19 protein-coding genes are annotated in these 20,603 nt (G+C 73.1%); 10 read left to right on the top strand and 9 right to left on the bottom strand.

Going from position 1 to position 20,603, the window contains the following annotated elements; all coding sequences use genetic code 11:
- Positions 1-9 precede the first annotated feature (9 nt).
- Positions 10-1,860, top strand: a complete 1,851-nt coding sequence (locus tag J8N05_RS06870) for a SpoIIE family protein phosphatase (protein WP_210881562.1) — start codon at positions 10-12, stop codon at positions 1,858-1,860.
- Here J8N05_RS06870 and J8N05_RS06865 read toward each other — a convergent pair.
- From J8N05_RS06865 to J8N05_RS06855, 3 genes are read right to left on the bottom strand one after another with little or no spacing between them, the layout of a single operon-like run.
- Complete coding sequence (locus J8N05_RS06865; protein WP_210881561.1) at positions 1,844-2,410, bottom strand: hypothetical protein; 567 nt, start codon at positions 2,408-2,410, stop codon at positions 1,844-1,846. The two genes, J8N05_RS06870 and J8N05_RS06865, sit on opposite strands and share 17 nt — an antisense overlap.
- A 57-nt stretch (positions 2,411-2,467) precedes the next feature.
- Positions 2,468-3,205, bottom strand: a complete 738-nt coding sequence (locus tag J8N05_RS06860) for a TIGR03943 family putative permease subunit (RefSeq protein WP_210890049.1) — start codon at positions 3,203-3,205, stop codon at positions 2,468-2,470.
- Positions 3,206-3,243: 38 nt separating this feature from the next.
- On the bottom strand, positions 3,244-4,254 hold the full coding sequence (locus tag J8N05_RS06855; protein ID WP_210881560.1) for a permease: 1,011 nt from the start codon (positions 4,252-4,254) through the stop codon (positions 3,244-3,246).
- A 468-nt stretch (positions 4,255-4,722) separates the two neighbouring features.
- Here J8N05_RS06855 and J8N05_RS06850 point away from each other — a divergent pair, with 468 nt between their 5' ends.
- The gene (locus J8N05_RS06850; RefSeq protein ID WP_210881559.1) at positions 4,723-6,066 is read left to right on the top strand and encodes a helix-turn-helix domain-containing protein; all 1,344 of its coding nucleotides are present in this window, start codon (positions 4,723-4,725) and stop codon (positions 6,064-6,066) included.
- Between the two features lie 98 nt (positions 6,067-6,164).
- Positions 6,165-6,497, top strand: coding sequence for a DUF6401 family natural product biosynthesis protein (locus J8N05_RS06845; protein ID WP_210881558.1), 333 nt, complete (start codon positions 6,165-6,167; stop codon positions 6,495-6,497).
- 279 nt (positions 6,498-6,776) lie between these two features.
- On the opposite strand, the gene J8N05_RS06840 is transcribed toward J8N05_RS06845, so the two are convergent.
- Positions 6,777-7,577, bottom strand: coding sequence for a mechanosensitive ion channel family protein (locus J8N05_RS06840; protein ID WP_210881557.1), 801 nt, complete (start codon positions 7,575-7,577; stop codon positions 6,777-6,779).
- Between the two features lie 114 nt (positions 7,578-7,691).
- Here J8N05_RS06840 and J8N05_RS06835 point away from each other — a divergent pair, with 114 nt between their 5' ends.
- Positions 7,692-9,017, top strand: a complete 1,326-nt coding sequence (locus J8N05_RS06835; protein WP_210881556.1) for an amidohydrolase — start codon at positions 7,692-7,694, stop codon at positions 9,015-9,017.
- On the opposite strand, the gene J8N05_RS06830 is transcribed toward J8N05_RS06835, so the two are convergent.
- Complete coding sequence (locus J8N05_RS06830) at positions 9,014-10,315, bottom strand: hypothetical protein (protein WP_210881555.1); 1,302 nt, start codon at positions 10,313-10,315, stop codon at positions 9,014-9,016. The two genes, J8N05_RS06835 and J8N05_RS06830, sit on opposite strands and share 4 nt — an antisense overlap.
- Positions 10,316-10,439: 124 nt before the next feature.
- Entirely contained in the window at positions 10,440-11,678 is a 1,239-nt protein-coding gene (locus J8N05_RS06825) for a PP2C family protein-serine/threonine phosphatase (RefSeq protein ID WP_210881554.1), read from the bottom strand.
- Between the two features lie 223 nt (positions 11,679-11,901).
- Between J8N05_RS06825 and J8N05_RS06820 the strand changes: the two genes are divergently transcribed.
- Positions 11,902-12,303, top strand: a complete 402-nt coding sequence (locus tag J8N05_RS06820; protein ID WP_247706174.1) for a hypothetical protein — start codon at positions 11,902-11,904, stop codon at positions 12,301-12,303.
- Between the two features lie 58 nt (positions 12,304-12,361).
- Here J8N05_RS06820 and J8N05_RS06815 read toward each other — a convergent pair whose 3' ends face one another.
- A complete protein-coding gene (locus J8N05_RS06815) occupies positions 12,362-12,823 on the bottom strand; it encodes an SH3 domain-containing protein (RefSeq protein WP_210881553.1) in 462 nt (153 codons plus the stop codon).
- Positions 12,824-12,995: 172 nt separating this feature from the next.
- Between J8N05_RS06815 and J8N05_RS06810 the strand changes: the two genes are divergently transcribed.
- The 3 genes from J8N05_RS06810 to J8N05_RS06800 all read left to right on the top strand — a co-directional run bounded on the left by J8N05_RS06810 (position 12,996) and on the right by J8N05_RS06800 (position 16,062).
- Positions 12,996-14,090: an ATP-binding cassette domain-containing protein gene (locus J8N05_RS06810; RefSeq protein WP_210881552.1), complete on the top strand. Its 1,095-nt coding sequence runs from the start codon at positions 12,996-12,998 to the stop codon at positions 14,088-14,090.
- Complete coding sequence (locus J8N05_RS06805) at positions 14,087-14,959, top strand: ABC transporter permease (RefSeq protein WP_210881551.1); 873 nt, start codon at positions 14,087-14,089, stop codon at positions 14,957-14,959. Before J8N05_RS06810 ends, J8N05_RS06805 begins: the two co-directional genes overlap by 4 nt.
- 167 nt (positions 14,960-15,126) lie before the next feature.
- Complete coding sequence (locus tag J8N05_RS06800) at positions 15,127-16,062, top strand: hypothetical protein (protein ID WP_210881550.1); 936 nt, start codon at positions 15,127-15,129, stop codon at positions 16,060-16,062.
- Here J8N05_RS06800 and J8N05_RS06795 read toward each other — a convergent pair.
- A complete protein-coding gene (locus J8N05_RS06795) occupies positions 15,977-17,320 on the bottom strand; it encodes an aminotransferase-like domain-containing protein (RefSeq protein ID WP_210881549.1) in 1,344 nt (447 codons plus the stop codon). The genes J8N05_RS06800 and J8N05_RS06795 overlap by 86 nt on opposite strands.
- A gap of 81 nt (positions 17,321-17,401) precedes the next feature.
- Between J8N05_RS06795 and J8N05_RS06790 the strand changes: the two genes are divergently transcribed.
- The gene (locus J8N05_RS06790; RefSeq protein WP_210881548.1) at positions 17,402-18,202 is read left to right on the top strand and encodes an alpha/beta fold hydrolase; all 801 of its coding nucleotides are present in this window, start codon (positions 17,402-17,404) and stop codon (positions 18,200-18,202) included.
- Positions 18,203-18,649: 447 nt separating this feature from the next.
- Positions 18,650-19,717: an endonuclease/exonuclease/phosphatase family protein gene (locus tag J8N05_RS06785; RefSeq protein ID WP_407699889.1), complete on the top strand. Its 1,068-nt coding sequence runs from the start codon at positions 18,650-18,652 to the stop codon at positions 19,715-19,717.
- Between the two features lie 206 nt (positions 19,718-19,923).
- Here the strand turns inward: J8N05_RS06785 and snpA are convergent, their stop codons facing one another.
- Positions 19,924-20,601, bottom strand: coding sequence for a snapalysin (snpA, locus tag J8N05_RS06780; protein WP_210881546.1), 678 nt, complete (start codon positions 20,599-20,601; stop codon positions 19,924-19,926).
- Positions 20,602-20,603: the final 2 nt, after the last annotated feature.

Raw genomic sequence — 20,603 nt, 5'->3', positions numbered from 1 at the left:
GGTGGGCGGGTGCCCGGTGACCAGGTCCAGCCCGACCCGCGCATGCTGCTGACCCAGACGGAACTGGCGGCGCTCGCGGACGCCGTTCGCCGCTCCGAGAACGTGGGGGAGTCCGCGGAGCGGCTGCTCGACGAGCTGACGCTGGCCCGGGGGCTCCTCGACCACTGCCCGGCCGGTATCGCCGTACTCGACGGCGAGCTGCGCTACCTCTACCTCAACGACGCTCTCGCGCGGCTCAACGGCGTCCCGGCCGCCGAGCACCTCGGCCGCCGGCTGCGGGACGTGCTGCCGGACCTGGAGGCCTCGGAGCAACTGCTCGCGAAGGTGCTGCGTACGGGAGTTCCGCAGGTCATCACCGTCGGCGGACAGACCCCGGCCGACACGACGGGCGACAACCGGTGGTGGCTGGGCGCCTACCACCGGCTGTCCGGGCCGTCCGGCGAGGTCCTCGGGGTGGCCGGGGTCGTCATGGAGGTCACCGACGCGCTGCGCGGGCGCGAGGACCTCGTCCGGGCGCGCAACCGCATGGCGCTGCTCGACGAGGCGAACCGCAGCACCGGCGCGACCCTCGACCTCGGCCAGGCCTGTCAGGCGCTGGCCGACCTGCTGGTGCCGCGCTTCGCGGACTACGCGGCGGTGGACGTGGTCGACCCGGAGGGCACGCCCCAGGTGCCCTCGGACCGGTATCCGCTGCGGCTGCGCCGGATCGCGCTCGCCACCACGCCGGAGCTGGCGGAGGTGTCCTCGCCGCTCGGCCTCCTCGGCGAGTTCGTCGTGTACCCGGCCGGTTCCCCCATGGCCCACGTGCTCGCCGACCGGCGCCCGCTCGTCCTCACCCACCCGGCCGACGAGGCCATGCGCCAGTTCGCCCTCTCCCCCGAACGCAAGGAGCACTTCCGCCGGATGGGCGCGCACTCCGGGATCTATCTGCCCCTCGCGGTCGACGAGGAGCCGGTGGGCGCGGTGATCGTGTTCCGGGCCGGTGACTCCGCCCGCCTCACCGACGCGGACGCGGAACTGCTCGGCGACCTCACCGACCGGGCCGCCACGGGCATCGCGCACGCGGTCCGCTACACCCGCGAGCACGAGACGGCGCTGGAGATGCAGCGGGCCTTCCTGAACACGCCGACCGTCACGGGCCCCGGGGTGGAGACCCTCGGTCGCTATCTGCCGGCGGGCGCGGGCGCCGAGGTGGGCGGCGACTGGTTCGACACGCTCGCGCTGCCCCACGGCCGCACCCTGCTGGTGGTGGGGGACGTCATGGGGCACGGGATCCGCGCGGCGGCCGCGATGAGCGAGTACCGCTCGGTGCTGCGCACCCTGGCCGTCCAGAGCAGCACCCCGGACTTCATCCTGCTCCAGGCCGAACGCACCGCGCTCACCCTGGAACTGGACCGGGTGGCGACCTGTCTGCTGGCCCTCCTGGACCCCGGCAGGCAGTGCGCCACCTTCTCCAACGCGGGCCACGTCCCCCCGCTGCTCGTGGCCCCGGACGGCACCCGCACCCTGCTCGGCCTCCCGGTCGCCCCGCCCCTGGGAGTGGGCCTGGGCTCCTTCTCGGCCACCACGGTCCCCCTCCCTCCCGGCTCGGTCCTCCTGCTGTGCACGGACGGCCTGATCGAACGCCGCGACCGCGACATCGAAACCGGCCTCACCACCCTGGCCGACCTCCCCATCGACCCGGCGGCCCCCCTCCCCACCCTCCTGGAAACGGTCACCACCCACCTGGACCCGTCCACCTCGGAAGACGACGTGGCCATCCTCCTGGCCCGCACGGGCCCCCCACCCCCACACACGGACCACTTGCCGTGGCTGCCGCAGGGCTGGCTGGGCGAGCGGGACCTCATGCCTCCACGATGATCGTGCCTATCGCCGATTCCGGGCCGGGGCCCTGGGGGCGGTCGACCTTCCACCAGCCCAGGACGTCCGGGTATTCCGGCTGGGGGACCGTGCGGCCCTCTGCGGTCATCAGGCGGCCCTGGTACGCCTGGGCGTAGCGGGCCCGGACCGAGTACGTGCCGGGTTCGTCGGGGACGACGATCTCGCAGGACACGTCCACCCATTCCGCCGGGCCCGGGTTGTCCTCCGCCAGCGCCTCGACGCTCGACCCGGCGTTGACCGTCTTCAGGCCGCCCCCGCTGCGCTGCTTGCCGTTCCACACCGACGCCTGGGCCCGGTCCTCGCCGGCCAGTCCGACGATCACCTGGTTGATGGCGTTGCCGCACATCGAGCAGTCGTGCAGCACCTCGAACTCGACCCGGTGCGCACCGCCTCCCCGCACTCTCACCGCGGCGCCCAGGCCGTCGATCCGTACCGCACGGATCCTGAACCGCGACGGCTCCACCATCTCGGTTCCGGGTGTTGGAGCCTCGGCCCGGTGGGCATCGCCGTGACTCGCCTTGTCAGTCATGTGCCGAGTCAACAGGCCGCCACTGACAACGAACCGGCGAACGGGCTAATCGGCGACTCACCGTTTCTCGTACGGGTCCGAGGGTGCCTTCGTCCTCTTCACCGACACGGCGTCCAGTACGGGGCGGGCCGCGTCCGTGCCGGGCTTCCCCGTGGGGTGCCACGTTCCGGTGACCGTCACCCAGGTGTCGGCCGCCGGGGCGTCCTCGCCTCGGATCTCGACCTTCAACGCCTGCGCGTCGGCGGCGCAGCAGGTGACGCGGAGGCGGGCCACGGACCAGGCGCCGTCGTCGTCGCGGGTCACGAAGCCGGTCAGCCGGACCGTGCGCCCCTTCAGGGACGCGCCCGTGTCCCACTCCGCCCGCGAGGCGAACGCGCCCAGGGTCAGGTCGAGGGGGTCCCCGGCGGGCAGCTCGGGGAAGGTGCCGGCGCCCTGCGCGGCGACCCGCGCCTCCTCGCGTTCCGCGCTGTACGAGCCGAGCGCGGGCGGCGGGAAGAGGAGCAGGGCCAGGGCGGGGGCGGTGAGGAGCCAGGCGATGCGGGGGTTACGGGCGTGGGCGTGGGCGTGGGCGTCCTGACGGTCGGGGTCGGCGGCTTCGTCGTACCCCTCGTCCTCGTCGTGGGTTCGGGCGAGCAGGCCGAGGAGGCCGAGTGCGATCAGTACTCCGCCGGAGACCACGAGGTACGGGCGCAGGCCCTCCTTCACATAGCGCAGGTACAGCTCGCTGAAGAGGGCGATGCGCAGCAGCGCCGAGCCGCACAGGATCAGCAGCACACCCTGCGGACGCAGGCGCAGGCGCAGGCGCCGGCGCGGACTCTGGCTTTCGCGGACGCTCACAGCAGCCACCCGCCCACCAGCACGCTGCTCACCACGGCCACCACCCACGTCACGGCCGAGAACCGCACCGCGAACGCCCGCCCGAAGGTCCCCGCCTGGAGAGCGACGAGCTTCAGGTCGACCATGGGCCCGACGACCATGAAGGCCAGCCGGGCCGTGGGCGAGAACCCGGTCAGCGAGGCCGCCACGAAGGCGTCCGCCTCGGAGCACACGCACAGCACGACGGCGAGGACGGCGAGCAGCAGCACCGACAGCCAGGGCGAGCCGGTGAACACGTCGAGCAGGGACCGCGGCACCAGGATGTTGAACGTCGCCGCGGCGGCCGCCCCCAGCACGAGGAACCCCCCGGCGTGCAGGAAGTCGTGCTGCAGCCCGTCCCGGAAACCCCGCCACCCGCCCGCTCCGGAGGCTCCGCCGCCCGCGCGCCGTACGGACGGCAGCCACTCCTCCTTGCCGAACCGCACCCACAGCCACCCCATCGCGACCGCGGTGGCGAGGGACGCGACGAGCCGGGCGCCGACCATGGCCGGATCTCCCGGGAAGGCGATGGAGGTGGCGACGAGGACGACCGGGTTGATGGCGGGCGCGGACAGCAGGAAGGCGAGCGCGGCGGCCGGCGCGACCCCGCGCCGCATCAGGCTGTCGGCCACGGGCACGGACGCGCACTCGCACCCCGGGAGCACGGCCCCGGCCGCCCCGGCGACGGGTACGGCGAGCGCCGGGTTCTTCGGCAGTACGCGCCGGAAGACCCGCTCGGGAACGAACGCGCCGATCGCCGCCGACACGACCGTGCCCAGCAGCAGGAAGGGGATGCCCTGCACGGCGACGGCGGTGAACACGGTCCACCAGGCGGCCATGGCGGGGGTGGCGAGATCGAGCACGACCACCGGCCCGAGCACCGACCCGACGGTGACGACGGCGAGCAACGCCACCCCGCCGACCACCGTGTACACGAGCGCCCGGGCGACCACGCGCGCCGCGTCGGCTGCGTTCCGTCCGTTTTCCATACGAAGAGGCAGGCTAACGGCAGGTCCTGTGCACGCCCCGCGCGGGAGCTGAGCAAGCCCTGTCAGCGCCGGGGCGCTGTTTCGGCTGCGGGCCGGTGGGGGCCGGCCGCGCAGTTCCCCGCGCCCCTGACGGGGCCCGGGCGCCTAATGAGGAACCGCGTTCGCCGCGCTCACCAGCGCGGCGAACGCAAACACAGCCGCACCGAACGCCGCGATGAACCGAGCCGGAAGATAGCGCGTGGCAATGCGTCGGAACACGGCGACAACCTCGCATCGTCAACGTAGGCCAGCGTATTAAACGTGCTTCATCGTGCGCTTAACGCGCCGCTTAACCTAGGGCGTGTTCGCCTCCGGGGCAAGGGCCGCATTGAGCCGATCGACGGCCTCCCCGCAAGAGTTAACTTGCCCGTTTCAACAGGAAGTTGGATAGCGGACAGGAGTAAGTCGGCTTACTGGCATGCTTACGCCATGGCCGAGCGCGACGACCCGGGAATCATCGGGCGCAGAGTGCAGCAACTGCGTACGGAACGCGGGCTGACACAGAAACAACTGGCGGAACCCGCCTACACCCCCGCGTACGTCTCCACGCTGGAGGCAGGACGCGTGCGGCCCTCCGAGGAGGCGCTGCGGCACATCGCCGAACGGCTCGGGGTCGCCTACGAGGAACTGGCCACCGGCCGGCCCGCCCACCTCGCCACCGACCTGCGGCTGAGGCTCACCGACGCCCAGCGCACCCTGGCGACCGGCGAGGCGGAGATCGCCGCCGAGCAGTACACCGCGCTGCTCGCGGAGGCGCAGGACCTCGGCCTGGACGCCGAGTGCGCCGCCGCCCTGCTCGGCCTCGGCGAGTGCGCCATGGACACCGGCGACCTGACGACGGCCCGGGCGCGTTTCGAGGAGTCCGAGAAACGGCTCGCGGACGAACCGCTGCCCGTCCGCGTCCCGGCGCTGCGCGGCCGTGCGGTCTCGCACTACCTCGCGGGCGAGCTCCGGTACGCCTGCTACCTGCTCGAATCCGCCATCGACGAGCTGAACAAGGGCGGGCTGCACGACCCGGACGCCCTGCTGCTGCTCTACGCGGCGGTGATCGCGCCCTACATGGACATGGGGGCGCACGCGCGGGCGGCGCAGGCGGCGGAGTTCGCGCTCGCACTGGCCCCGCAGGTCGGCGATCCCGCGCTGCTGGCGCGTATGCACCGGTCCGTGGCCCGCACGATGATCGCCGAGGGGCGGATGGCCGAGGCCGACGCGTCCCTGGGCAAGGCGGCGGAGCTGTACCGGCAGCTCCAGATCCGTACCGAACTGGCCAACTGCCACTGGATGCGCGGATATCTGTACGCGCAGAACGGTGATCTGGAGCGCGCCGAGAGCGAGTTGCGCGAGGCGCAGGCCATGCACTCCGCGCAGCGCGCCGCGCTCTACACCAGCCAGGTCGCGGTGGAACTGGCGGACGTGCTCCACCGGCGCGGCAAGTCGCAGGAGGCCGCGACCCTGCTGCACGGCGTGCTGGGCGACCTCAGCTCGGAGCGCGGGGCGGTCCACTCCGCGGGCGCGCACCGGCTGCTCGGCATCATCGCGGAGGACGGCCGGGACACCGAGACGGCCGAGGAGCACTACGTGCGGGCGCTCAGCCTGCTGGAGCGGGCGGGCGCGGCGGGGGATCTGGCCGACCTGTGCCGTCTGCTCGGCGATCTGCTGCGGCGTACGGGGCGGATCGACGCGGCGCTGGACGCGTACCGGACGGGGCTCGGGCATCGCACGGCTCCCGGCACGACGACGCTGGGGCCGGCGCCGGCGCATCCGCCGCTCTGACGGGTCCCACGGGTCCACGGGTGCCACCTGCCCCGATGTGACGGAAACCATCCGAAATCCCCCTCCTGGCACCGCTCCACCCGCTTTACGGTGGACGAATGTCATCCGCCGCCCCCCTGACCCCGCTGGTCGAGATCGCCCGCACGTACGCGCCGCGCTTCGCGGAGTTCGCGTTCGAGCCGGCGTTCACGGCGGCGGTGGACCAGCATGTGGCGGAGTTGCGCGACCGGCTGACGGTGGGGGGTCCCGGGCTGGTCCCGCTGCCGCCGGATCGCGAGACCCTCACGGACTACGCCCTCGGCTTCCTGGACGGGCTCGCGGAGACGGACTGGGCGGAGCCGGTGGGCCACGACTACGCGGTGTGCCGTCTGACCGCGATCACGTGGCTGATCCACCACCACGCCCTGATCCCACCGCAGCGCGACCACTAGCCGTGGGGGCACGACTTCACCTGCGGCCCGGTGGGGGCCTAGCGCGCAGTTCCCCGCGCCCCCAGGGGGTGGGGCGTCCGCCGGAATGTCGTCTGCCGGCCGCACATGGCCGGCCGCGCAGTTCCCCGCGCCCCTGAAAAGCGGGGCTGCGCCCCTGCCTTTCGTCTTTTAGGGGCGCGGGGAACTGCGCGGCCAACCCCCACCGGCCCGCAGACGCCCTCAAGGGGCGCGGGGAACTGCGCGCTCAGCCCCCGCCGGGCCGCAGATGACGTACGGCCGTCACATGTCCATCGTCGAGCCCGGGCCCGGGCCAGGGCCCGCGGCCCGATCCGTCCGCTCCCTCGCCGGCTGCCCGCGCAGGGCGTCGTCACGGCCCGACTGGTACGCCGACATGCTCCCCTTCGCGTTCACGCTCTCCCGCTCGGCCGTGTCGAGCCACCGCTCCCACCGCTGCCGCATCGGCATGATCATGCCGCCGCCCACACCGACGATCAGGACACCTGCCACGGCCGCGAGCGCCGCGTACAGGACCGGCTGGGTGACCGTCGTCGCGATGCCCGCCTGGCCGAGCGCCGCGATCACGCCCAGCGCGAGGATGGCGGCCCACATCATGGTCGCCACCGTCCGCCCGTAGGAGACGGACGACAGCGCGCTGCCCACGATCGTGCGGACGCCGTTCGCGATGGCCATCGCGATCACCACGAGGACCACGGCGACGATGCCGCGCGGCAGCCACGCCACGATCCCGTTGATCATCTCGCTGACGGGGTTCGCGCCGAAGACGCCGAGCGCGAGCTGCAGCGTGATCAGCATCAGCGCGTAGTACACGATCTTGCAGATGATCCCCGTCATGTCGTACTTGGACTCGCTCAGCAGCCGTTCCGTGCCGGCCCGCTCCGACAGGCGCTCGGAGCCCACCTTGCGCAGGACCCGGTCCAGTACGCGGGCGATCATCTTCGAGATGACCCAGCCGATCACCAGGATGACGAGGAACCCGATGAGTTTGGGGACGAATGTCGCGATCTTCGACCAGGCGTCGTCGAGCCCCTGGGTGAAGTTGATGGCGAGCGTGCCTGCCATGCCGCACTTCCTTCGGTGGGTGTCGTCCCCCTCCCTCGTGGATAGCAGCGACACCCCGTCGCAACCGCGCTGAACACCGCCATACGGGTGACACGCGCCGCATACGCTGACGAGGTGACCTCTCCCGCCGAACCCGCCGCCGAGCCCTCCGCCGCGGGACCCTCCGCCGCCGCGCGCACCGCCCTGGACCTCACCGCCGACCTCCCGCTGTCCGCACTGGAGGACCTCTACCGGGACCTCCACCGGCACCCCGAGCTGTCGGCACGCGAACACCGCACGGCCGGGGTCCTCGCCGGACGCCTGCGCGAGGCCGGGTACGAGACCGCCGAGGGCGTCGGCGGCACCGGCGGCCCGGGGGTCGTCGGGGTGCTGCGCAACGGCGACGGGCCGACCGTCCTGCTGCGCGGCGACATGGACGCGCTGCCGGTCACCGAGGAGACCGGGCTGCCGTACACCTCCGAGAACCCCGGTGTCATGCACGCCTGCGGCCACGACCTGCACGTCACCTGGCTGACCGGCGCCGCCGAGGCGCTCGCCGCCGGGCGGGACACCTGGTCCGGCACGCTGCTGGTGGTCGGGCAGCCCGCCGAGGAGACCGGTACGGGCGCCGCCGCGATGGTGGCGGACGGCCTGTACGAGCGTTTCCCGCGCCCGGACGTCCTGCTCGCCCAGCACGCGGCCCCCGGCCCGGCCGGGCTGTACGCGCACACGCCGGGCCTGATCATGTCGGCGTCCACGGACGTCGACATCGTCGTGCACGGGGTGGGCGGGCACGGTTCACGGCCCGAGGCGACCGTGGACCCGGTGGTGACGGCCGCGTACATCGTGACGCGGTTGCAGAGTGTCGTCTCGCGCGAGATCGCGGCCCGCGAGTCGGCCGTGCTGACCGTGGGCCGCATCGAGGCGGGCACCCGGCACAACATCATCCCCGCCGAGGCCCGCATCTCCCTCAACCTCCGTACGCAGTCGGCCGAGGTACGGGAGCGGATGCTCGCCTCGATCCGGCGTATCGCGGCGGGCGAGTGCGCGGCGGCGGGCTGCCCGCGCGAACCGTCCGTGACGGTGAGCGGGAGTTTCCCGGTGACCGTGAACGACGCCGACACCGACCGCCGGGTCGCGGCCGTGCACGGCGAGGTCTTCGGCGCGGGCACGGTCCTCGACTTCGGCCCGGTCATGGGCAGCGAGGACTTCCCGCTCCTCGCGGAGGGCGGCCCCGGCGGCAAGATCCCGTACGCCTACTGGTTCGTGACGAGCACACCGGCGGAGGTCTGGAACGCGGCCGCGGCCAGGGCCGGGGACGACCTCCTGGAACAACTGGCCGCCGTCCCCAGCAACCACAGCCCGCACTTCGCCCCGGACCTGGCGACGGTCGGCCCCGGCGTACGGACGCTGGTGTCGGGCGCGCTGGAGATGTTCGCCGGCCAGGGCCTGTCCGGCTAAGGACTCACCTGTGTGCCGAGCCGGCTGAGGTTGCGCCGGATGTCGTCCAGTGCGCCCTGCCGGCGCCCGGGAACCCGTCCGCGCAGATCGGCCAGCGCGGGCCCCAGCTCACGGGCCCGCGCCGAGTCGCCGATCCGGCCCCACTGGTGGTGCGCCCGGTCGACGGCCGCCTCGACGGCGGGGGCGTCGGAGGGCTGCCCCGCGGTCAGCCGCGCGTCGGCCACCGCGAGCCAGATCCGGCAGCTCAGCTCGGCGTCGCCCGCGAACATGGCCAGGTCCGCGCGCACCTCCATCCAGTGCACGACCTCGTCGGCGCCCGGCCCGTACGTCCGCAGCGCGGTCCGCTCCCACTGCTCGGCCAGCACGGCGGCCTCGGCGTGCCGGCCGCTCTGCACGGCGGCGGTGATCTCGGCGTGCGGATCCGCCGGGGCGGGCGCGGGCGCGAGCGTGGGAACGGGAGGCGGCACCGTCACGGGCGGCACCGTCACGGGCGGGGCCGCGGGCATCGGCACGGCGGCGAGGTAGGGCGCGGGCCCAGGCACAGGTGCGGGCGCGGGCATGGGTGCGGGCACGGACGCGGGCATGGGTGCGGGCGCCGGTGCCGCCGCGTACCCGTGGGCCGTGGCCGGCCCCGGCATCGGAACCCCTGCCCGGTACCTGGGTTCGACCGCGAGGACGAGGTCCCGCCGGGCGGAGTCCGGGTCCTCGCCGTACGAGCGGGTCAGCGCCTGCTGGTGGAGCTGCGCGAGCGGCGGACGGTGACCGCTGCGGAGGATCGTGGCCAGGGACTTCATGTACGTGGGCACCGCCATCGCGCGGCGCGGGGGAGGCGGGGCCACACGGCCGTACAGCGCGACCCCAGGACCCCCGGTGAGGGGCTGGCCCGCCAGGTGCTGCCAGGTCTCCGCGTCGGTGTGCAGATCGACGAGGAGGGTCGTGCTGCCCGGGGCGCGCAGGCGGAGCTCCTCACGGATCCAGTGCCACGGGAAGCCGGTGTAGCGGACGGTCGCGGGGGTCGTCCGGGCGAGCGCCAGGTGCGGACGCCGCTGTCTGCGGTCCAGTTGGAGCTGCCCGGTGAGGAAGACCGTGAGCGGACCGGGGGCCGTCGCGGCGGCCCGCAGCCGGGTCAGGACGGCCTGCGGCTGCAGGGGGTCGGCGAGTTCGACCACGTTCGCGGTGTCGGTGCCGGAGAGCACGGAGGGCGCCACCGCGGCGAGTACGGGGAGTACGGACGCGGCGTCGACGAGGCAGCCCTTGCCCGCCGGCGACGCGGCGATCAGCAGTACGGTTCCGGGCATCGCCGTCTCCCTCCCCTTCGCTTCCCTTCGATCACCACGGCAGCACGGTAACCGGTGCGGGTGCAAAGGGGGTTGTGGTGGGGGCGATAGGGGGTGGGTGGTGGCGGTTTGTTCGGCCACCGTCTCACCCGCGAACCGGGCGGACCGCGCGGACCGCGAAGATCGTCGTGTCGTCCACCAGGTGGCCCGTGCTGTGGCGGAGGGTGCCCTCGCGGACCAGTTCCACCAGGTGTCGGGGGTGGGTGAGGCCGGGGTCGACGGAGACGGCCAGGGCGACGCGTTCGTGGAGCGGGAAGAAGGCCCCCTCGGCGTCCCGGGCCTCGGTCACGCCGTCCGTGACGAGCAGCAGGGTCTCGTCGGCGGCGAAGGGGACCCGGCGGACCGGCGGGACGCCCGAGGCAGGACCGGCCAGCCCGCCGAAACCGAGCGGCAGGCCGTCGCCGGGCGGCAGGAGGCGTACCCCGGACGGTCCGGCCACCAGCGGGGGCTCGTGCCCGAAGTTGACGACCTCGATATGGCCGCCGGGAGCGCCCGGCGGCGGGAACCCGACGAGGACCGCGGTCGCGAAGCGTTCCACGCCGCGGGCCGGTTCCTCGCCCAGGTCGGCCACGTACTGCCGCTGGCGGCGCATCCGCACCTCCAGCCGTTCGGCGACGACGCCAAGCGACGCCTCGTGGTACGCGGCCTCGCGGAACGTGCCGAGCAGCGCGGCGGCGGCGTCCACCGCGGGCAGGCCCTTTCCCTGTACGTCGCCGAGGAGGACGCGGGTGCCGTGCGGGCCGGGCTGGATGTCGTAGAAGTCGCCGCCGACACGGGCCTCGATGTCGGCGGCGAGGTAGACGGCCGCGTGGTCCAGGCCGGCCCAGGGGGTGGGCATCGGGCGCAGCACGGTACGGCGGGTCGTGTCGGCGACGTCCCGCATGTGCAGCATGCGGCGCTCTTCGCGCACGCGCACGGCACACGCCATGGTGGCCAGGGCGCCGCCCACGGCGACGAGGATGAAGTCGGGCAGGCCGGTCTGGTCCTGGTGCGGCCAGGCGGCGTCCACCTCGATGTACGTGACGAGGGCGAGGGCGGCGAGGACGGCCGTGCCTCTGACTCCGCAGATCGCCGCGGCGATGCCGGGGACGAGGACGATCCAGGAGATGATCCTGAACTCGCCCGAGGTGTTGCTGTCGATCACGGCGATCGCGGTGAGGAGGAGCAGTGGGGGTGCCCAAGCGACGCTGCGTCCGCGCACGCGGAGCAGTTGCTGCCGCTGGGCCCGCGTTCTGTGCTCCGCGCCGCCGCTCACCCGCCCAGCGAAGCACGCACACGCACGCGCCGCACGCCGGACTCCCCGGCTCCGCCACCCCGACTCCATGCGACCTGCGGGTCCGGTGGGGGCGGGCCGCGCAGTTCCCCGCGCCCCTCAAAAGCGGGGCTACGCCCCAGCTTTTGCCCCGGGGAGCGGCGCAGCCGCTCTAGGGGCGCGGGGAACTGCGCGAACGGCCCCCACCGGCCCGCGGACGAGAGCCTAAAACTTGCCCTCCCCACCCCCCAGGTGTGACCTGGAAGGCGGGGGCGAGGAAGAGAGGAGTGCTGTCATGGCTCACACGGCACCCGCAAGGACCGGCCCACGAACCACCCACCACCCCACCATCCCGCTGAAGGCGAAACTCGTACTGCCCGCGCTCGCCGGCATCGTCTACGGCCTCTGGACCTCCGGCATAGACCGCCACGCAGGCCCGATCACCGGCTGGAACGTCCTCCTGGGCGTCGTCTCGGCCCTCGCGTTCGCCGCGGCCGCGTACGGCGTCCACGCCATCGCCCCCCGCCTGCCACGCGAACTGCGCGCGGCCACCTGGGCGGCGTTCGCGGGCATCGCGTTCGGCTTCATCTACAGCCTCACGGACGCCGGCATCGTCAAGACCGTGCTCCTGTCCCTCGTGATCGCCGCAGGCATCCTCGCGGTGGTCTTCTACCGCTACTACACGACCGAGGACTGACACCCCAGGACTACGGGGCCCCGGCTCGAAAGCCGGGGCCCCGCCCTCCTCGGACCGCTCACCTCCCGCCGGGCACCCACTCCCAGCCGGAGTCCGTGGAGCCCGAAGCCTCGTCCCACCGATCCCACCGGTCCTTCCAGGCCCCCTCGCAGGGGTCGGAACACTTCGGCACACCCTCCCCGCCGAGGTCGACGAACGCCGCGCTCGCCCAGGCCCGCGCCCCCACGAGCCAGTACCAGTGCGGGTTGCCGAAGACGTGCGAGCCCCGCGTCACGCACGCGACCCGGTCCTGACTGCCGGGCGAGAGCCGGTCGACGATCGTCGAGCCGAGGTCGGGGCGGGCCCGTACCTTCAGATCGCCGTGGGAGACGACGGTCCCCCACACGGGGTCCCCGCCACGGCGGTCGCCGCGCTGGTCGCCGAGGTCGCCCGCAGTCGCCGTACCTGCGGCCGCGACGGCCAGCACACCGCCGCTGACCAGGGCGGTTCCAAGGGTCCTGAGAGCCAGGGTGACACGCATGATCGGCCTCCTCTCCCCCGAAACCAGGTAACACCCGTTCGGGTCAACCCTCCACCGGAGACCCGAGACCCCGCCCCACCGATGAGTTTTCGCGACCCCGGGGGTCTGCATTCCGAAACCAGCTACCAGCTACGAAACCAGTCACCAGAACGACGCGGATGGGCGGACCGACATGACGAGCAGCAACCGCACCGACCACCGGGCCGGGCCGGCCATCGAGACCGCGGGCCTGGTGAAGACCTTCGGCGACATCCGCGCGGTCGACGGCGTGGACCTGCGGATCGAACCGGGCACGGTGTACGGCCTGCTGGGCCCGAACGGCGCGGGCAAGACCACGACCGTGCGCATGCTGGCGACCCTGCTGCGCCCCGACGGCGGCGAGGCCCACGTCTTCGGCCACGACGTCGTACGGGAGGCGGACGCGGTACGCGGCCTGGTGAGCCTCACCGGCCAGTACGCGTCCGTGGACGAGGACCTGACCGGCACCGAGAACCTCGTGCTGCTGGCCCGGCTGACGGGCCACGCCAAGAAGGCCTCGTACGACCGCGCGGCCCAACTCCTGGACGCCTTCGGCCTGTCGGAGGCGGCGGGCCGCCAGGTGAAGAACTACTCGGGCGGCATGCGGCGCCGTATCGACATCGCCGCGTCCATCCTCAACACCCCGGACCTGCTGTTCCTGGACGAGCCGACGACGGGCCTCGACCCGCGCAGCCGCAACCAGGTGTGGGAGATCGTGCGGGCGGTCGTCGCCCAGGGCACCACGGTCCTGCTGACCACCCAATACCTCGACGAGGCGGACCAGTTGGCGTCCCGGATCGCCGTCATCGACAAGGGAAGGGTGATCGCGGAGGGCACCAAGGGCGAGCTGAAGGCGTCGGTGGGCGCGGGCGCCGTGCACGTACGGCTGCGGGACGCGGACCGGCGGCCGGACGCCGAGCGGGTGCTGCGGCAGGCCCTGGGCGCGGACGTCCAGTTGGAGCCGGACCCGGTGGCGCTGACGGCCCGGGTCGGCAACGGCTCGCCGGACGGCGCGGCAGCCGCCGAGAAGGCGTCCCGCGCCCTCGCCGAACTCGCCCACGCGGGCATCACCGTGGACAACTTCTCCCTCGGTCAGCCGAGCCTGGACGAGGTCTTCCTCGCCCTCACCGGAAAGCCCGACGGCCGGACCGACGGCCAGCCTGACGGTCGGCCTGACGGCCGACAGGACGGCCCGCCCGACAGCCGACCCGAACCCCAGCCGACGCTGAAGAAAGAGGCCACGGCATGAGCACCGCGACCCAGTCCCCCGGCAGCGGAACCGCGACCGCGGACACCGCGGACCTCGCGCCGGTCCGTACCGAGAGCCTCGCCGCGATCCTGGTCGCCGGCGAGCGTCCGCCGCGCCCGAACGCCCTCCAGGCCTCGCTCACCTTCGGCTGGCGGGCGATCCTCAAGATCAAGCACGTACCGGAGCAGCTCTTCGACGTGACGGCGTTCCCGATCATGATGGTGCTGATGTACACGTACCTGTTCGGGGGCGCGCTCGCCGGTTCCCCCGAGGAGTACATCCAGTACCTGCTCCCCGGCATCCTCGTGATGTCGGTCGTCATGATCACGATGTACACGGGCGTCTCGGTCAACATCGACATCGCGAAGGGCGTCTTCGACCGCTTCCGCTCGCTGCCCATCTGGCGCCCGTCGACGCTGGTCGGTTATCTGCTCGGGGACGCCCTGCGCTACACGATCGCGTCGGTCGTGATGCTCGCGGTGGGCCTGATCATGGGCTTCCGTCCGGACGGCGGCGTCCAGGGAGTGGTGGCGGGCGTCGTCCTGCTGATCGTCTTCTCGTTCGCCTTCTCCTGGGTGTGGACGATGTTCGGACTGCTGCTGCGCACGGAGAAGTCGGTCATGGGCGTGAGCATGATGATCCTGTTCCCGCTGACCTTCCTCAGCGACATCTTCGTCCGCCCCGAGACGATGCCGGGCTGGCTCCAGGCCTTCGTCAACAACAACCCCGTCACGCATGTCGCCTCGGCGGTCCGCGGCCTGATGGAGGGCTCCTGGCCGGCCGCCGAGATCGCGTGGTCGCTGGGCTGGGCCGGGGTGCTGGTCGCGGTCTTCGGCCCGGTCACGATGAGGCTCTACAACCGCAAGTAGGCAGGCCTTCCGGAGCCCGCCGAAGACCTTCCGGCGTTCACCGAACGCCGTCCGGAGCTCGGCGAACGCCGTCCGGGTCCCCCGGAAGAACGCAATCCGCGTCCGGATGCAGTCACCCCGGCCGTGCCCCGATGGCGAGGGGCCCGGCCGGGGCCCTTCCTTGAGGGGTGCGGAAAGACACCGGATCCGACCCCGGCTCCGACCCCGGCCACTCGGCGCTGCGGAACGTCCTCTCGGCGCTGCTGATCGTGCTCGCCTGCGTCCTCGTGCCGCTGGGCGGGCTCTCGGCGTGGGCGAAGTACGAGATCGGCGACACCGGGCGGTACGTCGACACGATGGCGCCGCTCGCCGCCGGACCCGACGTCCAGGGCGCGATCGCGGACACCGTCACGGACGGGATCATGAGCGAGGTCGAGGTCGGGCCGCTGGAGGGGGAGGTCCGCGCGTACGTCCACCGGGCGGTGCGGTCCTTCACCGGTACGGAGGCCTTCCGGGCGGCCTGGACCACGGCGAACCGGGCCGCGCACGACGCCGTCCTGCGGGCCCTGCGCAGCGACAGCGAGGGCGCGGTCACGCTCGACCTGGCACCGGTCACCGCCCGCCTCAAGGCGCAACTGGCCGACGACCGCGTGCCGATGGCGGACCGCATTCCCGTCGAGCACACCGAGGTCACGGTCCTCGACGCCCAGGAGCTGCGTCACCTGCGGAAAGGCTTCCCCATGCTGGAGATCGCGGGCTTCTGGCTGCCGCTGGCGGCGGTCGCCCTGGCCCTCGGCGGCATCCTGCTCGCCGTACGCCGCCGCCGTGCCGTCACGGCCACCGCGCTCGGCATGGCCCTGGGCGCCGCGCTGCTGGCCCTCGCCACGGTCGTCGGCCGGGCCATGACCCTCGCGGGCCTGCCCGAGCACGTCTCGCGCGCCGCGGCGGGCGCGGTCTACGACGCCCTCACCGGGACCCTGCGCACGGCGACCTGGTTCATCCTCGCCCTCGGGCTGACGGTGGCGCTGGCGACCTGGCTCACGGACGTCCGCGCGCGACGTCGCGCAGCGTCCGCAGCGCCTGTCCCAGCACCGGTACCGGAACCGACGCGAGCCCGAGCCTGACGGCGTCCGGCGCGCCCTGCGACCCCGCCTGCCCCACGGCGAAGGCGGGCCCCGGGGTGACCGCGATCCCGCGGGCGGCGGCGGCAGCCGTGAAGGTGTCCGCGCGCCAGGGCGCGGGCAGCTCCCACCAGGCGTAGTACGCGTACGGGTCGGCCCGGACCGTGAACATGTCGAGCAGTTCCGCGACGACGCGCTGGCGCCGGGCGGCGTCGTCGCGCTTCTTGCCGACGAGCCGCTCGACGGTCCCGTCCCGGATCCACCGCGTACCCGCCTCCAGCGCGAACCGCCCAGCCGTCCACCCGCCCGACCGCAGGGCCCCGCCCACCGCCCCGGCCCGCTCCTCGGGCACGACGAGGAAACCGACGGTCAGCCCGGGCGCCACCCGCTTCGACAGCCCGTCGACGACATGGACGCGCTCGGGGGCGTACGCGGCGAACGGCACGCCTTCCTCATGGAGGAAGGACCACACACGGTCCTCGACGACGGGCAGATCCAAGTCCCGCACGACAGAGGCGAGTTCGCGCTTCCTCCGGTCCCCCGCGGTCACTCCGGTCGGGTTGTGCAGCGTCGGCTGGACGTAGAGGGCGGAGAGCGGCGCGGCGCGGTGGGCGAGGGCGACGGCATCGGGCCGCAGCCCCTCCTCGTCCGTGGCGAGCGGCACGAGCGTGCAGCCGATCCGCTCGGCGATCTCCTTGACCAGCGGATACGTCAGCGCCTCCACGCCGACCCGCCCGCCGGGCCGTACCAGCGAGGCGAGGACGCCCGCGATGGCCTGCCGGGCGTTGCCCGCGAAGAGGAGCTGCCCGGGCGCCGGCCGCCACCCGGACGCCGCCAGCAGCCCCGCGACGGCCTCGCGCGCGGCGGGGGTCCCGTCGGCCGGGACGGTACGGGTGGCCTCGCCCAGCACGTCGGGCCGCAGCAGCGGCGCGAGCCCGTCGGCCATCAGCTCCGACTGCCCCGGTACGGAGGGGTAGTTGAGCTCCAGATTGACCTTCACCTCAGGGTCGTGGTCGTGCGTGGCCTCCGTGAGGGCCCGGCCGGAGGGGGGCGGCGCGGCCCGTACGAAGGTGCCGCGGCCGACCTCGCCGACGACGAGCCCGCGCCGGACCAGCTCTCCGTACACCCGTCCGGCCGTGGACCCCGCGATGTGCCGGCGCCGGGCGAACACGCGCTGCGGCGGCAGCCGTTCGCCGGCCTTCAGCCGCCCCGAGTAGATCTCCTCGGCCAGCCGGTCGGCGATACGCCGATAGTCCTCCACGCCACTCCCTCCCGTTCTCGTATTGCACCGAGAGCAAAGATCTTATTGCACCGAGGAGTTGAGGGGATCTAGGGTCCGATCATGGCTCCCTTCCTCGCATACGAGGACAAAGGCCCGCATGCTGCCACGGCGCTGCCCCTTGTCCTGATCCACGGCCATCCCTTCGACCGGACGATGTGGGCTCCCCAGGTGGCGGCCTTCGCGCCGGACCGCCGGGTGATCGTGCCGGACCTGCGGGGCTACGGCGCGTCCCCGGTCGTGCCCGGAGTCACCCCGCTCTCCGTCTTCGCCGAGGACGTGGCGGCCCTCCTCGACGAACTCCGGGTACCCGAATTCGTCCTCGGGGGACTCTCCATGGGCGGCCAGATCGTCATGGAGTGCTACCGGCTGTTCCCCGAACGGATCCGGGGCCTGCTCCTCGCGGACACGTTCCCGGCGGCGGAGACGCCGCAGGGGCGGACGTCGCGGAACGCGATGGCCGAGCGGCTGCTCCGCGAGGGGATGGGCGGGTACGCCGAGGAGGTCCTGTACCGGATGGTGGCGCCGTACGCCCGCCCGGAGGTGGTGGCGCATGTGCGCCGCATGATGACGGGGACGTCGGCGGAGGGGGCCGCGGCGGCCCTGCGGGGGCGGGCGGAGCGGCCCGACTACCGGGAACTGCTGACCCGGGTCGGCGTTCCCACGCTGGTGGTGGTGGGGGAGGACGACGCGTTCACTCCCGTGTCGGATGCGGAGGCGATGCACGCGGCTGTACGGGGCTCTGAGCTCTGTGTCGTACGGCGCGCGGCCCACATGCCGAACCTGGAACACCCGACGGCCTTCAACGAGGCCTTGTCCGCCCTGCTGCTCCGCTGCGACCCGGTGGGGGCCGGTGGGGGCTGAGCGCGCAGTTCCCCGCGCCCCTGAATACAAAAGACTGCGCCGTTCCCCGCGCCCCTCAGGGGCGAGAACCGCGCGTTTCCACCTGCGGGTCGGTGGGGGCGGGCCGCGCAGTTCCCCGCGCCCCTGAAGCGGCTGCGCCGCTCCCCGGGGCAAAAGCCGGGGCGCAGCCCCGCTTTTGAGGGGCGCGGGGAACGGCGCGAACAACCCCCACCGGACCCGCAGACGAAGGGACGGGCAGGGGCGCAGCCCCGCCCTCAAGGGGCGCGGGGAACTGCGCGAGCGGCCCCCACCGGACCCGCAGACGAAGACGCAGGCCGGGGCGCAGCCCCGCCTTCGAGGGGCGCGGGGGACCCCCCGCCACGCAACCCCCCGCACACTCCCCCCGTCTTTGAGAGAGGATCCATGCAGATGGCTGGGGTGGCCGGGGGGGCAGAAGGGGTGGGAGACGTGGCCTTGCGCGGCACGACGGCGGAGACGGACAAGTGGACCGGTGACGACAACGTCCCGGTGCCGAGACACGGCGGCACAAGGCCCGGCGCCTGGTTCGCAGCCCTCCTCCTCCTCACCGTGAGCGTCGTCCTCGGCTGCCGCATGGCCGACACGGACGCCATCACCCCCGTCCCCCAACTGCTCGCCTTCCTCCCCTGGCTCCTCGCCCCCACCGGCATCGCCCTGCTCTTCGCCGCGCTCGCCCACTGGCGCATCGGCCTCGTCTGGGGCGTGGCCGCCCTCGCCGTGATCGCCTGGTACATCGAGCCGTACGGCAAGACGATGGAACCCGGCGGCGTCCCGGTCGCCGAGATCCGCGTGCTCACGGCGAACGTCGAGTTCGGCCGGGCGACGGACAGCCTGATCGAGACGGTCTCGAAGCAGCGCCCGGACCTGGTCTTCGTCCAGGAATGCGAGGACACCTGCGAGAAGAAGCTGAACCAGGCCTTCGGCAAGTCCGCGGCCAAAGACAAAGACAAGAACAAGGACAAAGCCAGCGTCTACCCGTACCGGCAGATCGTCGAGAGCTCCACCTCCGAGGGGTCCGACGGTTCCGTCATCCTCAGCCGCCACCCCCTCACACCCGCGAAGGGCATCCCCGCCACCATGGGCATGCCCGGCGCCACCGCGGACGTGGACGGCCAGGAGATCCATCTCCAGCTGGCCCACCCCATGCCGCCGCTCCCGTCCCACCTGGGAACCTGGCGCAAGGAGCTGGGCGCCCTGCGCGACTACGCCGCCGCGAACATAGGCCGGCCCACCGTCGTCGCGGGCGACTTCAACGCCACCCAGGACCACGCGGCCTTCCGCCGCATCCTGGACACCGGTTTCATGGACGGCGCCCGCCTCACCGGCGACACCCGTACGCCGAGCTGGCCCGCCCTGACGGCCCCGGCCTTCGGCGCCCAGATCGACCACATCCTGGTGTCCCGGGGCTTCACGGCGACCAGGACCCGTTTCCTGGACCTGGACGACACCGACCACCGGGCCCTGGTCGTGGACCTGACCCTGCGCAAGAGCACGTAGCGGGACACGTACCCGGACAGGACCCGGACCCGGACCCGGAAAACACGACGTGGGCCGCCCTCTGTGCAGGAGGGGCGGCCCACGTCCGTGGGGGGTGGGTGGTGCGTCCGAGGGGGACCTTTCGGTCCCGATGTCCCGATGTCCCTGCGTCAGGGCGGTGCGGCGCCGACTCCGCACCGCCCCGACGCAGGATCAGTACGGCCGGCTCAGTCCTGGTTGACCTTCGCCAGGGCCTTGGCGAGCCCGTTGGCCCACAGCTGGTTCACGCGGGAGCGCTCCGCGCTGTTGGGGATCGAGTTCGTGCAGGACGTACCCGGTCCGCCGCCCGACATCAGCTCGCTGCACGGGCCGGAGTAGTGGTCGGGGAGTCCGAGCACGTGCCCGGTCTCGTGGGCGGTGACGCGCGTGGAGTCGTACTGCTGGTTCTGCGCGTAGTCGAGGAATATGTACCCTCTGCCGTGCCCGTCCGTGGACGCGTACGAACCGCGCGAGTCGTTGCCCTCGCGGTACGTGAAGCTCGCGCCGCTGGTGCCGGCCTGGAGCTTGACGTTCGTGACGGAGCTGTTCCAGATCGACGTGCTGCGGGCTATCTGGGTGGCGAAGGACGGCGCCGCCGAGGCGTTGTAGACCACGGTGACGGCGGCGGCGGACGTCGGGTTCGCGGCGCGCTTCTCGGCCACGGACTTCAGCACGGCTTCGAAGAAGGCCTCGTTGGCCTTCGCCTCTTCGCCGGAACCGTTGTAGCCCGCGCCCGCCAGGGAAGCGACGGAGGTGGTGGACGCCGGCTCCGGCGCCTGGGCCGCCGCGGCCGGGACGGTACCGAGCGCGGCGGCGGTGAGACCGAGGCCGAGCGCGGCGGAGAGCATGGGTGTGGACAGTCGCATCG

It is taken from the genome of Streptomyces liliiviolaceus (genome assembly GCF_018070025.1).
In the GTDB taxonomy this organism is placed as follows: domain Bacteria; phylum Actinomycetota; class Actinomycetes; order Streptomycetales; family Streptomycetaceae; genus Streptomyces; species Streptomyces liliiviolaceus.
This window is presented reverse-complemented; position numbering and strand designations above follow the sequence as displayed.

Excerpts from the sequence above, each read along its gene's own strand:
- J8N05_RS06865 (WP_210881561.1), bottom strand. The coding sequence starts at position 2,410 with ATGACTGACAAGGCGAGTCACGGCGATGCCCACCGGGCCGAGGCTCCA.
- J8N05_RS06855 (WP_210881560.1), bottom strand. The coding sequence starts at position 4,254 with ATGGAAAACGGACGGAACGCAGCCGACGCGGCGCGCGTGGTCGCCCGG.
- J8N05_RS06850 (WP_210881559.1), top strand. The coding sequence starts at position 4,723 with ATGGCCGAGCGCGACGACCCGGGAATCATCGGGCGCAGAGTGCAGCAA.
- J8N05_RS06845 (WP_210881558.1), top strand. The coding sequence starts at position 6,165 with ATGTCATCCGCCGCCCCCCTGACCCCGCTGGTCGAGATCGCCCGCACG.
- J8N05_RS06840 (WP_210881557.1), bottom strand. The coding sequence starts at position 7,577 with ATGGCAGGCACGCTCGCCATCAACTTCACCCAGGGGCTCGACGACGCC.
- J8N05_RS06830 (WP_210881555.1), bottom strand. The coding sequence starts at position 10,315 with ATGCCCGGAACCGTACTGCTGATCGCCGCGTCGCCGGCGGGCAAGGGC.
- J8N05_RS06825 (WP_210881554.1), bottom strand. The coding sequence starts at position 11,678 with ATGGAGTCGGGGTGGCGGAGCCGGGGAGTCCGGCGTGCGGCGCGTGCG.
- J8N05_RS06820 (WP_247706174.1), top strand. The coding sequence starts at position 11,902 with ATGGCTCACACGGCACCCGCAAGGACCGGCCCACGAACCACCCACCAC.
- J8N05_RS06815 (WP_210881553.1), bottom strand. The coding sequence starts at position 12,823 with ATGCGTGTCACCCTGGCTCTCAGGACCCTTGGAACCGCCCTGGTCAGC.
- J8N05_RS06810 (WP_210881552.1), top strand. The coding sequence starts at position 12,996 with ATGACGAGCAGCAACCGCACCGACCACCGGGCCGGGCCGGCCATCGAG.
- J8N05_RS06805 (WP_210881551.1), top strand. The coding sequence starts at position 14,087 with ATGAGCACCGCGACCCAGTCCCCCGGCAGCGGAACCGCGACCGCGGAC.
- J8N05_RS06790 (WP_210881548.1), top strand. The coding sequence starts at position 17,402 with ATGGCTCCCTTCCTCGCATACGAGGACAAAGGCCCGCATGCTGCCACG.
- snpA (WP_210881546.1), bottom strand. The coding sequence starts at position 20,601 with ATGCGACTGTCCACACCCATGCTCTCCGCCGCGCTCGGCCTCGGTCTC.